This window comes from Vibrio sp. R10-SF1-ISO8 (assembly GCF_059833805.1).
Map to the genome: position 1 here is coordinate 221,073 of NZ_JCBDHL010000021.1, position 13,592 is coordinate 234,664.

The following is a 13,592-nucleotide window of genomic DNA, read 5'->3' on the forward strand; positions in this document are numbered from 1 at the left end:
CTAGTTCATTGGTGCGATTTAAGTGGTATGGCACAAGTAGACAATTCTCAATCTCGCGAACATTTTGGTTCTCGTCTCGGATTTATTCTTGCCGCAGCAGGCGCCGCGGTTGGTTTAGGCAATATATGGGGTTTCCCTACTCAAGCGGCAAGTAACGGTGGCGGCGCCTTCTTACTGGTTTATCTAGTGATGATCTTAGTGGTCGCTTTTCCTATGTTGGTTGTTGAAATGGCGATAGGTCGTCATGGTCAGGCTAACCCTGTTGACAGTATGCGTTCTTTAACGGCGAATCCAGTAGGAAAACGCGTCGGTGCCGCTGTAGGTTGGATTGGCTTAAGTGTGCCAAGTGCCGTGCTTGCTTTCTACAGCATCGTCGGCGGCTGGTTGATTTGTTTCTTACTTGGTGCCATTACAGATGTTTTAGGTATGGAAGCAGCGACCGCTTGGTTTAAAGGCTTTAGTGTTGAGCGCAACCTTTTCGGTACGATTACTTTTTACGTTCTCACTGTGCTCATTGTTCAAGGTGGTGTTAAGCAGGGGATCGAAAAGTGGTCAACTCGACTGATGCCCGCGCTATTTGTTTTGTTTGCTCTGCTATTCATCTACATCATGACGCAAAACGGTGCGATGGAAGGCTTGAAGCACTACTTGATTCCAGATTTTGAAAAAGTGATGGATCGTAAACTGATCTTAGCGGCGATGGGGCAGGGCTTCTTCTCGCTAACTATCGGTGGTTGTTCGATGCTGATCTATGGTTCATATCTAAGCAAAAAAGAGAACCTGCCTAAGATGGCAATGAATGTCACCTTGGTCGATACCGCAGTCGCCTTTATTGCTGGCCTTGTGGTTATGCCTGCCATGTTTGTCGCGATGCAAAAAGGGGTACAGATATACGCTGAGGATGGCTCACTGCTTAGTTCCGATACCCTAGTGTTTACCGTATTACCACTTATGTTCGATAGCTTAGGCTTGCTTGGCCAATTGTTTGCGATTGTATTTTTCTTACTACTGACCATCGCAGCACTAACATCATCTATCTCTATGCTGGAGTGTCCGGTTGCTTTAGTGAGTGAGCGCTTTAACACCAAGAGAACACCAACAAGCTGGGTATTGGGTGGTTTGATTGCACTGTTCAGTATCGTAATTGTCTACAACTTTGCGGCTATGTTTGGCTTGGTAGCGATGGTCGCAACCCAATATCTTCAGCCTGCAGCGGCGCTCTTGTTCTGCCTATTTGGCGGTTGGGTATGGAATCGTCACTCTAAGATTAAAGAGCTAGAGCAAGGCTGTCCTGAATTCACTCAAGGCTGGTTTGGCAAACTGTGGCCTGCCTATGTGAAGTTCGTTTGTCCTATCTTAGTCGCCACAGTGATTTGGGCCTCTTTTGGCTAAATGAATCGAAATTAAGGTCAACATACCCTAGATAGCCCGCAAAAATGCGGGCTATTTTTTTACTCATTACACAGATTAAGACGGTGAGTTAATCTGGCCTGTGGTTAAGGGCTCCAAATCAGCATCGATCACTTCTTCGATAAACTCTTCAACTACCTGCTCAACTTCTTGATCGTCTTGTTCAAAGTAAGCTAAATGGAAGATGGCGTCACCTTCGTTAACCAAAGGTAAAGTTTGCTGACCGATAACAATCCCGCCTTTGCGTGCGGTGAGTTCTATCTCACTGTGGCCTAACGGCGCACTGATGTAAGCCAGCACCTGACCTTTTTCTACTTTTTCGCCTAACGTCACCACAGTTCGCAAAATGCCGTCATTTTCTGCGCGCAACCAGCTGGTGGACTTAGCGATCATCGGTGTTGGCAACTTTTTGCGACTTGAACGCAGCATACCAATTGCCTGCATGACACGCTGAACCCCGATAAAGCCAGCACTGATACAAATAGGCTCAAACCTTAGCGCTTCTCCCGCTTCATAGGTTAAAACCGGAATGCCCAGGCGTTCAGCCTCGCTACGCAGAGAGCCGTCTCGTAGTGGAGCATCAACGATCACTGGCGTAGCGAACGCCTGAGCAATACGAAGTGTTTCTGGATTACTTAAATCTGCCCGAATCTGTGGCAGGTTGGTGCGGTGAATGGCACCTGTGTGTAAGTCCAAAATGTAGTCACAGCGCTTAGCGACCTGAGAGAAAAAGGTGTTCGCCATGCGTGAAGCAAGCGAACCCTTTTCGCTACCCGGGAAGCAGCGGTTTAAATCTCGTCTGTCTGGCAGATAACGAGACTTATGAATAAAGCCGAACACGTTAACAATGGGTACAGCAATGATGGTGCCTTTGAGCTTGTTAGCATCAAGGGTGTTGATTAACTGTCTAACAATCTCAACGCCGTTAAGCTCATCACCATGAATTGCTGCGTTGACCATAAGAACGGGCCCAGCTTGTTTACCGTTTATGATCTCGACCGGGATCGATAAGGGTGAATGGGTGTAAAGCTTTGCCGCTTCTAACTCAATCACCTTACGCTCTCCCGGCGAGATAGACTCGCCGAGAAATTCGAATGCGCTATTCTTTTTAGCCTTTGCCACGAGTTTTAGTCCTTTTGCTTGCCGCATTTTTCTCAATAAATTCGACAATCATTCCAGCAATGTCTTTACCAGTTGCGGCCTCAATACCTTCAAGACCTGGAGATGAGTTTACTTCCATGACTAATGGACCGCGTTCTGATCTTAGTAGATCAACCCCAGCCACATTTAGACCCATTATTTTCGCAGCCGCGACCGCAGTGCGTCGCTCTTCTGGAGTAATCTTAATTAACGATGCGCTGCCACCACGGTGGAGGTTAGAGCGAAACTCGCCCTCTGCACCTTGACGTTTCATCGCAGCGATCACTTTGTCACCAATCACAAAGCAACGAATGTCAGCACCGCCCGCTTCTTTAATGTATTCCTGAACCATGATATTGGCTTTCAGGCCCATAAAGGCTTCAACAACACTTTCTGCCGCCTTACGAGTCTCAGCCAGTACAACGCCGATGCCTTGAGTCCCTTCTAGTAGCTTAATTACAACAGGCGCACCGCCAACCATCTCAAGCAGGTCTTTCACGTCATCAGGTTTACTCGCAAAGCCAGTGATTGGCATGCCGATACCCTTGCGAGATAGCAACTGCATAGAGCGAAGCTTGTCGCGTGAGCGAGTGATGGCTACCGACTCGTTGACTGGGTAAACGCCCATCATTTCAAATTGACGCAGTACCGCTGTGCCATAGAAAGTGACAGAAGCGCCAATGCGAGGAATGATGGCATCGAAACCAGATAGCTCTTCACCCTTAAAATGAATTTCAGGTTTGTCTGAATTGATGTTCATGTAGCAACGAAGTGCATCGATGACTTTTACCTCATGGCCACGGTTTTTTGCCGCTTCAATCAAACGCTTGGTTGAGTACAAGCTAGCGTTACGAGATAAAATACCAATTTTCATTATTTGCTTTCCTCGAAAGGGACTAAAAACGATTCAACAGGGTCAACAACGATGCGGTTGTGCATGGCTGTACGGCCTAACAACATACGAAAAGCCATGTTTTCGCGATTAGTTAAGGTGATTTCAATTGGCCAAGTTTCGCCACCAATGCTCAAACTAGAGCTGATCACATAACGCGATTCTTCATGGCCACCTGAGTCGCGAACAATACGCTCATCAATGACTTCAGACTCACACATAATTTCTACGTCCGTATTATGCTGAATTGGGTGGATCCAGAAGCGAACCCATTGAGCTTCGTCCTTCTTAAAGCTCTCTACTTTGAATGCGTGTAAACACGAGGTCTTGGCTCCGGTATCGATTTTTGCATTAATTTTGTCAATACCAAGGCTCGGTAAGCTGAGGGTCTCTCGCCAACCAACAAGTAGTTTTTCTTTCATTGCAGTAATAATAATTTAGAGAGTATTTAAGATGCTCGATTGAAGTGAGCATCCCCAACTTAACACGGTCGTTTTATGCCGAGTGTAGTGCCTGAAGAGGGCAGAGAATTTACCCTTAGGTGCTTCAAGGAGGGCGACTGTAGCAACCATGATTCGCGCTGACTAACGAAAAGAAATCACCGTGACGACAAAAAATATTTATGGTTAAAAATAAAAAAGCCAGCTAATGCAAGCTGGCTTTTAGGATTAGATTTAGTAATGGAAATTACGCTTTTTCAGGAATCGCTTCCAATAGGGCAACCATTTGATCCCAGAATAGGGCAACAGTATCAATTTTCACTTTCTCATCTGGTGAGTGTGGGAACTTGATGGTTGGGCCAAATGATACCATGTCCATGTTCGGGTAAGGTTCTTTGAACAGACCACACTCAAGACCAGCGTGAATAACCATGATGTTTGGCTTATGGCCATAGATGCCTTCGTACATGTCACGGAAGATAGCCATGATCTCTGAGTCTGCGTCTGGTTTCCAACCTGGGTAAGCACCAGAGAACTCAATTTGAGCGCCTGCAAGTTCAGCAACAGAAGTCAGCATACCTTCTACTTGTTGACGGCCAGAGTCAATCAAAGAACGAACTAAGCACAACACTTGGATTTGGTTTGCTTCAGTGGTCACTACACCGACGTTTAAAGACGTTTCAACTACGCCTTCAATTTCATCGCTCATGCGAATCACGCCGTTAGGGCATGCATTTAATGCGGCGATGAAACGCTGCTGGTCGGCAACCGCTAGTACTTGTGTCTCTGCGTCGATCGCTTGGTTGAATGAAACGATGTCTGTTTCCACTTTACCTAGCTCTGTACGAAGTAGGTTAGTGTAGAACTCGAACAACTCAGCAAGCTTCGCTTCATTTTCCGCTGGTACTGCTACCGTTACGAACGCTTCACGAGGAATAGCGTTGCGCAGGCTACCACCACGGAACTCGACAAGACGAAGGTCAAGTTCTTGCGCGTGACCTGCTAGGAAGCGAGCAAGTAGTTTATTGGCATTGCCACGACCAGTATGAATGTCACAGCCTGAGTGACCACCTTTTAAACCTTTTAGAATCAGCTGGCGAGTTGTAAAGCCTGCTGGAAGCGCTTCGCGTTTGATATCGAAAGACATTTCACCATCAATACCGCCAGCACAGCCCATGTAGACTTCGCCTTCTTGCTCTGAATCGGTGTTAAGAAGAATATCACCTTCTAACCAACCCGCTTCAAGACCGAATGCGCCTGTCATACCTGCTTCTTCGTCTACCGTTAGCAGCACTTCAATTGGACCGTGCTTGATTTCTGTTGAAGCCAGTACCGCAAGACAAGATGCCATACCCATACCATTGTCAGCGCCTAGTGTGGTTCCTTTCGCTGTTACCCATTCACCGTCAATGTACGGTTGAATCGGATCTTTTGTGAAGTCATGATCTGTGTCTTCATTCTTCTGTGGCACCATATCGATGTGTGCTTGCAGAACGACGCCTTTCTTATTTTCCATACCCGGCGTAGCTGGCTTTTTGATGAAAACGTTGCCTGTAGGATCACGGCGAACATCTAAGCCTTGCTCTTTAGCCCAATCAACGATGTATTGTGCTAGGGCTTCTTCGTGTTTTGAAGGGTGAGGGATAGAACAGATCTTATCGAAAAATTGCCAAAGTGGAGCAGGTGATAAGCTGCTGATTTCAGAATGGAATTCAGACACGGATGACTCCTTAAAAAGAATAATGCCAGATTATGTGTTTGATTTTTGCTATTCATCTGGAACAAAAACCTAAATCTGACCTATTGGGTAGAGGAGCACAGAATAGCACTCCCTGACTAAAGGGTGTAGTAAAAGCGGCAAGCAAATGTTTCGATGTAATCACAAATTGTAGATTCTAATTGACACGGGATGTGTTAATGATGAGGTGACGTTTGTACTAAACCCAAACAATAAATTGATACATTTGTAATTAAATTACAAAATCCATTTGATCTAAGTCATTTTTTGAACTTTTTGTGACTTTTGTCACTTTTATGCTTGTAATTAAATTTCTTTGGGGTATATTTATAACCAACTTCGAAAGCGAAGAGAAAATGCTCAAAGGATGAGTCCGATTTGTCGCCTCCAAGGAACCGAGAAATCAATATTTGTAATCTGTTTTAATTGATTTAGAAGGTGATAGTTATGAAAGGTTTACCAAGTGCAGCATTCTGGCTAAACAACTCTGTTTACACAGGCAGCTTTACTTACCCAACAAGCTTCGGTTACTAAACCCTAGCTTGTGACTCTCGAACAGTTTGTTCACCCCTATTATTGGAATTTTTTTACAGCTTTTATCGCTGACATGATTCAACCGCCACTCAAATTGAGTGGCGTTTTTTTATCTAAGCAAAAGTGCGCTCACAATTTGCCCACAAACTCTGTGGTTTCCTGTCGCTAACTCCTATCTCTCTATTTTATTCGCATAAACTCATATTGCCTTACGCATAAATATCCCAAATGCCATTGAAAGTTTATGACATGGTATAAAAAAACACCTTTTTGAAATTCAAATCATCAATGATTTTACTATATGAAATATAAAGTATTTTTCTTTATGTCATCATCTGGCCCTTGTTTGAAAGCGGCAATGAACAGCAGAAATATTGATTAGAGTCTTAATTCTATCTGGAATTTACTATTTGATGACTTTATAATTCCAGCCAATCGATTACGCAACCGTTTACTTTTTACCCTTTTAGGATTCGATTATGTTCGAAAAACTGTTCAAACTCAGTGAAAACGGCACAAACGTCAAAACTGAGATCATTGCAGGTGTGACCACCTTCTTGACGATGGCTTACATCATCTTTGTCAACCCTGCAATGCTTGCAGACGCTGGTATGGATAAAGGCGCTGTATTTGTTGCAACCTGTCTTGCTGCGGCGATTGGCTGTTTCATCATGGGCTTCGTTGCTAACTACCCAATTGCACTAGCACCTGGCATGGGACTGAACGCCTTCTTTACCTATGGCGTTGTTCTTGGTATGGGTCATTCATGGCAAGTCGCTTTAGGTGCCGTTTTTGTTTCCGGTATCATCTTCATGGCTTTGAGTATTTTCAAGGTTCGTGAGTGGATCATTAACTCGATTCCTATGTCATTACGTACGGGTATCTCGGCTGGTATCGGTTTGTTCCTTGCGTTTATTGGCCTACAAAACTCAGGCATTGTGGTTGATAATCCAGCAACGTTAGTTGGTCTTGGTCATATCACTGGCCTGCAACCTGCCTTAGCGGCATTAGGCTTCTTCCTAACGATTGGCTTGGTTTACCGTGGTGTTCGTGGCGCGGTAATGATTGCGATTCTAGCGATCACCGCATTGGGTTTGATCGTTGGTGACGTTCAATGGGGCGGTATTATGTCAGCGCCACCAAGTGTTGCTCCGACCTTTATGCAAATGAACATTGCTGACGTTTTCGAAGTTGGCATGATCTCGGTTGTGTTCGCTTTCCTATTTGTCGATCTGTTTGATACTGCAGGTACTTTGGTGGGTGTTGCGACAAAAGCGAACCTGATTAAAGAAGATGGCAAACTGCCTCGTCTAAGCAAAGCGCTACTTGCTGACTCGACTGCGACATCTGTTGGCGCAATGATTGGTACGTCAAGCACCACTTCTTATGTTGAGTCCACGGCTGGTGTTGCCGCTGGTGGGCGTACAGGCCTGACTGCTGTTGTCGTTGGTGTACTATTCCTTCTGGCTCTGTTTTTCTCGCCACTTGCTGGAATGATTCCAGCGTACGCAACGGCAGGTGCGCTTTTCTATGTTGCTATTCTGATGATGTCTGGGCTGGTTAGTGTTGATTGGCGCGACTTAACAGAAGCGGCACCTGTTGTCGTGACCTGTTTACTTATGCCGCTGACTTACTCAATTGCAGAAGGTATTGCGCTTGGCTTTATCTCTTACGCTGCAATCAAACTACTGAGTGGCCGTGGTCGCGAAGTATCAATCAGTGTATGGGTACTATCAGCAGTATTCATCATTAAGTATTTAGTGGCTTAGTTTTCGCTTTAGCGATTTCGTTCGCTAAATGTCGGCAGTACACTATTTTTCGCCATAATGGAGTCTCTGTTATGGCGATTATTTTTGCCGTAGGGACAAATTCCCCATTGGTATTGTATAGCGCCTGCGTTAAAATAAACGTTTGCGTAGCTTTTCCCCAGACTTGCCTGTTGCAATCGTCCAAACTTCATTGACGTGTTGAGGGGATGCAGATTTTAAAACTATTAGGTTATTACAATGAGTAAAAAATTCATTATCACTTGGGACCAAATGCACACACTTTGTCGTGAGTTGGCGGAAAAACAAATGCCAGCAGAGCAATGGAAAGGAATTTGGGCAGTAAGCCGTGGTGGTCTAGTGCCGGGTGCAATCTTGGCTCGTGAGCTAGGTATTCGTCACGTAGATACTATCTGTATCTCAAGCTACGACCATGACCACCAACGTGATATGACTGTTGTAAAAGCACCAGAGGGTGACGGTGAAGGTTTCCTAATCGTTGAAGACCTAGTAGATAGCGGTGATACGGCGCGTAAACTGCGTGAAATGTACCCGAAAGCAAAATTGATCGCAGTATGTGCTAAGCCAGCCGGTGTTGAGCTACTTGACGACTACGTGGTTGATATTGCTCAAGACACATGGATCGAGCAGCCATGGGATATGTCAATTCAGTACATTGAGCCAATCAATCGCAAGCAAAAGTAACTGATTGAGCAACATAGCGACACTTTCTTGATAAATGACCCTTTCTTGGGTCATTTTTTTTATTACTATTTAATAAACGTAATTATTTAGGTCATCGCCCATGTCTGAGGAAGTCAGTAAGAACCTCTCGGAGTCTCTGTTTGCTAACCATAAACAAGCCAAAGAGACTTCGGCGCTCACGCAATATATGCCAACCAGTGAAACCTTCTTAGATCAAAAACGAGAAGAGGATGGCTTCAAGTGGTATCGCAATTTGCGTCGTATGCAATGGGCTTGGCAGGGCCTTGATCCGATCGAAATTGAAGCTGTGTTAGCCAAAATTGCCGCTTCCAAGCATTCGCGTACCCATGATGAGTGGCTCGATACCGTCATGGGCTACCACAGCGGTAATTGGACTTATGAGTGGATAAAACTGGGCATGCTACACCAGAAGCGCTCTGCTCAGCTAAAAGGCGAAGATGCCGCTGATGAAATGTTTAATGCTTCTTTATGCTTTAGCATTGCGGGTTACCCACACTTAAAGAATGATAACTTGGCGATTCAGGCTCAAGTGTTGGCGAGCAGTGCTTACACCGAAGCGACAAATAAAACCAAGTACATCGTTAAACGCATTGAAATCCCATATCAGCGTAAAACCATCGTCGCTCAGTTGCACTTAACCAGTACAGATAAGCCTCAGCCTGTCGTTATGGTCAGTGCCGGCTTAGATAGCCTGCAAACGGATCTTTGGAACCTGTTTAAAAACTATCTTTCTGAAAAGAATATCGCGATGTTGACGGTTGATATGCCGTCGATAGGCCATAACACTCATTGGAATATGACTGAAGATACCTCATGTCTTCATCAAGTGGTATTAAACGAGTTGTACAATATTCCATGGGTTGATCACCATCGTGTAGGTTTGATTGGCTTTCGCTTTGGTGGTAATGCCATGGTGCGCCTATCGTTTATCGAGCAAGACAAAATTAAAGCGTGTGTCTCGCTTGGCGCGCCTATTCATGACGTACTCTCTTCACCAGAAAAACTCAAAAAAATGCCCAAGATGTATTTGGACATGTTGGCATCACGCATTGGTAAGAATGCGGTCGATATTCATAGCTTAGCCGGTCAGCTAATGGCTTGGTCACTTAAGGTGCAAGGTATTCTCGGCAGCCGTAAGACACGGGTACCTATTTTAGCGATGAGCCTAGAGCACGACCCTGTTTCGCCACACAGCGATAACCAAATGGTGGCGCTGTTTAGTGACTACGGTAAAGCAAAGAAAATTAGTGCCAAGACAATTACACAAGGATATGAGCAATCCCTCGATTTAGCGATCAAGTGGTTGGAGGAGGAGCTAATTAGATGACATTTCGACTAATTTAGACAACACTTAAGTATACGAGCTACCCAGACTTTCTAGTCCTGAGTCGCTCTGTATAAAAATAAGGAAATGAATATGGAGATTCATTATGTCTGAACAGACGAAAAGTCCGACCCATTACCGCTTATTGTCGACACTGAGAGCTATTGGTCCTTACTTACGAGAGTCACAGAGTAAGGAAGATGCGTATTTATTTGACTGCTTATCTGTATGCGTCAATGACAAGAAATCACCAGAGCAGCGTGAATTTTGGGGCTGGTGGTTAGAGCTGGAGCGCAATGGTGAAGCGTTTGAAGCGCGTTATCGCTCTGGCCTTTATGATACAACCGGTGACTGGCAAGAGAAGTCGCTGCCTAAGAAAGCCATTGAAGATGTGACTCGAACTCAAGAGGTGTTTCATCAGAAACTGGTTGATACACTAAACAGCGAGTTTGGAATCGCCGTCAATATGCACGAAGAATCTGTCGAATTCGTCTAAATTTCTTTGCTTATCATTCTTCTTGACCAAAAAGGCGCTTTTTAGCGCCTTTTCTGCTTGTGAATTTATCAGTAGATTGCTAAAACATCAGGTCTAATCAATCTTTCTCGCCAATGAATGCGATTCTTGATTGTGACGGTTTTTATTTTTTTCATAGTAGAAAGGCAATGACTAAACAAAGCGGAAAAGCCTCTCAGTCTCAGACTGTGGTGGTGAAACTAGGTACTAGTGTTTTAACTGGTGGCACATTGGAGTTGGATCGCGCTCATATGGTTGAGTTGGTTCGTCAATGTGCTGAACTGAAAAAACAAGGCCACTCAGTGGTTATGGTTTCGTCTGGTGCAATTGCAGCCGGACGTGAGCACCTAGGATACCCCGCACTGCCCAACTCTATGGCAAGCAAACAGTTGTTGGCGGCGGTTGGTCAGAGCCAGTTGATTCAAACTTGGGAATCACTGTTTGCTATTTATGGCCTAAAAATCGGCCAAATGTTGCTAACTCGTGCCGATCTTGAAGATCGTGAGCGCTTTTTGAATGCGCGCGATACGATCAATGCACTGGTAGAAAATGACATTATTCCAGTGGTTAATGAAAATGATGCGGTCGCCACCAGTGAAATCAAAGTAGGTGACAACGACAACCTTTCAGCATTGGTTGGTATCTTATGCGGCGCAGACAAGCTTTTGCTGTTAACTGACCAGAAAGGGTTATTCACCGCAGATCCACGCAAAGACCCAAATGCAGAGTTGATCAAGGAAGTCAAAACCATCGACGATACCTTACGCAAAATTGCTGGTGGCAGTGGTACTACGCTAGGTACAGGCGGTATGGCGACGAAACTGCAGGCGGCAGACATTGCGCGTCGTGCTGGGATTGAAGTGATTATCGCTGCCGGTAGTGCACCAAATGTGGTGTTTGACTCACTGGGTGACAATCCACAAGGCACACGCTTCTTACCTTGTGCTGAAGCATTAGAAAACCGTAAACGCTGGATTCTTGCAGGCCCTGCGGCTTCAGGCGACATCGTGATTGACGATGGTGCGGTTAATGCTGTGGTGGGCAAAGGAAGTAGCTTACTTGCTAAAGGCCTAACTAAAGTCAGTGGACAGTTTGCTCGCGGTGATGTTGTACGCGTGACCGATAACAAAGGCACCTTGATCGCTCGCGGTATTGCAAGCTACTCAAGCCAAGATATGGCGAAGATAGTGGGTAAGCATAGTAAAGATATTATTGGAATTTTAGGCTACGACTACGGCAATGAAGTGCTTCACCGTGATGATATGGTCGTAATCCAAGAGTAAGGAAAGAGAAAGTGGAACTGATTTCAATGGGTAAAGCGGCTAAAGAAGCGGCTTTCCAACTAGCTACAGCGTCAACAGCGCAAAAGAACCAAGCTCTGGCAATTATTGCCGATGAACTAGAAGCGAATGCCGAGACTATCTTAGCCGCTAACGCAAAAGATATTGAGAAAGGCCGCGACGCAGGGCTGACGGAAGCGCTACTTGATCGCTTATTGTTAAATACAGAGCGTTTAACAGGCATCGCGAATGATGTGCGCAATGTAATCAGCTTAAATGACCCTGTAGGCAGTGAACTAGACAGTAAAGTGCTTGAAAATGGCATGTCCTTGTCTCGCCGCCGCGTGCCACTTGGCGTGGTAGGTGTTATCTACGAAGCGCGCCCAAATGTCACAATTGATATCGCGGCTCTGTGTTTGAAAACCGGTAATGCCAGTATTCTTCGTGGCGGCAAAGAGACGTTCTTCTCCAACATGGAGTTGGTTAAGGTTATTCAATCGGCATTGGCGAAAGCGGAATTGCCAGCGGCTTCGGTTCAGTACATCGAAAAACCAGACCGTGAATTGGTGTCTCAGCTACTAAAACTGGATGACTATGTGGATATGATTATTCCGCGTGGCGGAGCTGGCCTGCACAAGATGTGTAAGGAAAACAGCACGATTCCAGTGATTATTGGTGGTTTTGGTATTAGTCATATCTTCGTTGATGAAAGTGCTGATCTGGCTAAATCTTTAGAAGTGGTCGAGAACGCGAAAGTACAGCGTCCTTCAGCATGTAATGCACTCGATACCTTACTTGTTCACGAGCAAGTTGCGGCAGAGTTTTTACCTATGTTAGCGGCACGCTTAAATGACAAGGTGGCATTGGTCGCAGAGCCGAAAGCTAAGGCCCTACTTGGTGATGCGAAAGAGTTGCGTGATGTGGCTGAAGGTGATTTCGATACAGAATGGTTAAGTTTCACTTTGGGCGTGAAGGTTGTTTCTGGCGTTGAGGAAGCGATTGACCATATGCGTTTACACAATGCTAGCCACTCTGATGCGATCATGACTAACAGCTTAGAAAACTCAGAGCTGTTTATTAACTCGGTTGGCTCTGCTGCCGTTTATGTCAATGCATCAACGCGTTTTACTGATGGTGCTCAGTTCGGTTTAGGTGCCGAAGTGGCGGTCTCTACTCAGAAGCTTCATGCTCGTGGTCCTATGGGTTTAGAAGAGTTAACCAGCTACAAGTGGGTAGGTAAAGCGAACTACTTGCCGCGCAGTTAACAAATCTTGCTACACATTGGTTGAAAAAGGGGCTATCTAGCCCCTTTTGCTTTTGCTAGCTTTGTTTAATCCGGTAAACTGTCTATCACTTATATGGAGGTGATATGCATTGTCCTTTTTGTTCCGAGAATGACACCAAGGTGATCGATTCTCGTTTGGTGGCTGATGGCCATCAGGTTCGTCGTCGTCGTCAGTGCTTAGCGTGTAGTGAACGCTTTACGACTTTTGAAACGGCTGAATTAGTGATGCCAAGAGTGATCAAGTCTAATGGCAATCGCGAGCCATTTAACGAAGATAAAATGGTCGGTGGTTTGCAGCGTGCTTTGGAAAAACGCCCAGTGAGTGCTGATGCCGTAGATGTTGCTATTAGCCTGATTAAATCTCAGCTACGTGCAACAGGTGAGCGTGAAGTGCCGAGTGAAATGATTGGCAATCTAGTGATGGATCAGCTTAAAGAGCTCGATAAAGTTGCCTATATTCGTTTTGCATCGGTATATCGTAGCTTTGAAGATATCCGCGAATTTGGTGAAGAAATCGCCCGACTCGAAGATTAGAAACGGACT

Annotated in this window: 13 protein-coding genes; 9 read left to right on the forward strand and 4 right to left on the reverse strand. The window is 45.3% G+C overall.

What is annotated here, in order from left to right; genetic code table 11:
- The first annotated feature begins 27 nt into the window (after positions 1-27).
- Entirely contained in the window at positions 28-1,392 is a 1,365-nt protein-coding gene (locus AC6R00_RS19000; protein WP_500641566.1) for a sodium-dependent transporter, read from the forward strand.
- A gap of 75 nt (positions 1,393-1,467) precedes the next feature.
- Here AC6R00_RS19000 and AC6R00_RS19005 read toward each other — a convergent pair whose 3' ends face one another.
- The 4 genes from AC6R00_RS19005 to AC6R00_RS19020 form a co-directional block, all read right to left on the reverse strand.
- Positions 1,468-2,559 carry a succinylglutamate desuccinylase/aspartoacylase family protein gene (locus tag AC6R00_RS19005; RefSeq protein WP_500641567.1) on the reverse strand — a complete coding sequence of 364 codons (1,092 nt, stop codon included), beginning with the start codon at positions 2,557-2,559 and terminating at the stop codon, positions 1,468-1,470.
- Entirely contained in the window at positions 2,519-3,424 is a 906-nt protein-coding gene (rimK, locus tag AC6R00_RS19010; RefSeq protein ID WP_049842825.1) for a 30S ribosomal protein S6--L-glutamate ligase, read from the reverse strand. Before rimK ends, AC6R00_RS19005 begins: the two co-directional genes overlap by 41 nt.
- Positions 3,424-3,864, reverse strand: a complete 441-nt coding sequence (locus tag AC6R00_RS19015; protein ID WP_500641568.1) for an ATP-dependent zinc protease family protein — start codon at positions 3,862-3,864, stop codon at positions 3,424-3,426. Before AC6R00_RS19015 ends, rimK begins: the two co-directional genes overlap by 1 nt.
- 265 nt (positions 3,865-4,129) lie before the next feature.
- Positions 4,130-5,602, reverse strand: coding sequence for an aminoacyl-histidine dipeptidase (locus AC6R00_RS19020; RefSeq protein WP_500641569.1), 1,473 nt, complete (start codon positions 5,600-5,602; stop codon positions 4,130-4,132).
- Between the two features lie 465 nt (positions 5,603-6,067).
- On the opposite strand from AC6R00_RS19020, the gene vcdP reads away from it, so the two are divergent.
- From vcdP to nrdR, 8 genes are all read left to right on the forward strand, one after another.
- Entirely contained in the window at positions 6,068-6,154 is an 87-nt protein-coding gene (gene vcdP, locus AC6R00_RS19025) for a small protein VcdP (protein ID WP_500642210.1), read from the forward strand.
- Positions 6,155-6,633: 479 nt separating this feature from the next.
- A complete protein-coding gene (locus AC6R00_RS19030) occupies positions 6,634-7,923 on the forward strand; it encodes an NCS2 family permease (RefSeq protein ID WP_500641570.1) in 1,290 nt (429 codons plus the stop codon).
- A gap of 237 nt (positions 7,924-8,160) precedes the next feature.
- A complete protein-coding gene (gpt, locus tag AC6R00_RS19035) occupies positions 8,161-8,625 on the forward strand; it encodes a xanthine phosphoribosyltransferase (RefSeq protein ID WP_004744887.1) in 465 nt (154 codons plus the stop codon).
- Between the two features lie 100 nt (positions 8,626-8,725).
- Positions 8,726-9,973, forward strand: a complete 1,248-nt coding sequence (gene frsA / locus AC6R00_RS19040; RefSeq protein WP_500641571.1) for an esterase FrsA — start codon at positions 8,726-8,728, stop codon at positions 9,971-9,973.
- Between the two features lie 103 nt (positions 9,974-10,076).
- A complete protein-coding gene (gene crl / locus AC6R00_RS19045; protein ID WP_500641572.1) occupies positions 10,077-10,466 on the forward strand; it encodes a sigma factor-binding protein Crl in 390 nt (129 codons plus the stop codon).
- A 167-nt stretch (positions 10,467-10,633) separates the two neighbouring features.
- Positions 10,634-11,767: a glutamate 5-kinase gene (proB, locus tag AC6R00_RS19050; protein WP_004744884.1), complete on the forward strand. Its 1,134-nt coding sequence runs from the start codon at positions 10,634-10,636 to the stop codon at positions 11,765-11,767.
- Between the two features lie 11 nt (positions 11,768-11,778).
- Positions 11,779-13,029: a glutamate-5-semialdehyde dehydrogenase gene (locus AC6R00_RS19055; protein ID WP_500641573.1), complete on the forward strand. Its 1,251-nt coding sequence runs from the start codon at positions 11,779-11,781 to the stop codon at positions 13,027-13,029.
- Between the two features lie 104 nt (positions 13,030-13,133).
- On the forward strand, positions 13,134-13,583 hold the full coding sequence (gene nrdR / locus AC6R00_RS19060) for a transcriptional regulator NrdR (protein WP_004744882.1): 450 nt from the start codon (positions 13,134-13,136) through the stop codon (positions 13,581-13,583).
- Positions 13,584-13,592 lie beyond the last annotated feature (9 nt).

Coding starts and splice junctions, on each gene's coding strand:
- AC6R00_RS19000 (WP_500641566.1), top strand. CDS start 28: ATGGCACAAGTAGACAATTCTCAATCTCGCGAACATTTTGGTTCTCGT.
- AC6R00_RS19005 (WP_500641567.1), bottom strand. CDS start 2,559: ATGCGGCAAGCAAAAGGACTAAAACTCGTGGCAAAGGCTAAAAAGAAT.
- rimK (WP_049842825.1), bottom strand. CDS start 3,424: ATGAAAATTGGTATTTTATCTCGTAACGCTAGCTTGTACTCAACCAAG.
- AC6R00_RS19015 (WP_500641568.1), bottom strand. CDS start 3,864: ATGAAAGAAAAACTACTTGTTGGTTGGCGAGAGACCCTCAGCTTACCG.
- vcdP (WP_500642210.1), top strand. CDS start 6,068: ATGAAAGGTTTACCAAGTGCAGCATTCTGGCTAAACAACTCTGTTTAC.
- AC6R00_RS19030 (WP_500641570.1), top strand. CDS start 6,634: ATGTTCGAAAAACTGTTCAAACTCAGTGAAAACGGCACAAACGTCAAA.
- gpt (WP_004744887.1), top strand. CDS start 8,161: ATGAGTAAAAAATTCATTATCACTTGGGACCAAATGCACACACTTTGT.
- frsA (WP_500641571.1), top strand. CDS start 8,726: ATGTCTGAGGAAGTCAGTAAGAACCTCTCGGAGTCTCTGTTTGCTAAC.
- crl (WP_500641572.1), top strand. CDS start 10,077: ATGTCTGAACAGACGAAAAGTCCGACCCATTACCGCTTATTGTCGACA.
- proB (WP_004744884.1), top strand. CDS start 10,634: ATGACTAAACAAAGCGGAAAAGCCTCTCAGTCTCAGACTGTGGTGGTG.
- nrdR (WP_004744882.1), top strand. CDS start 13,134: ATGCATTGTCCTTTTTGTTCCGAGAATGACACCAAGGTGATCGATTCT.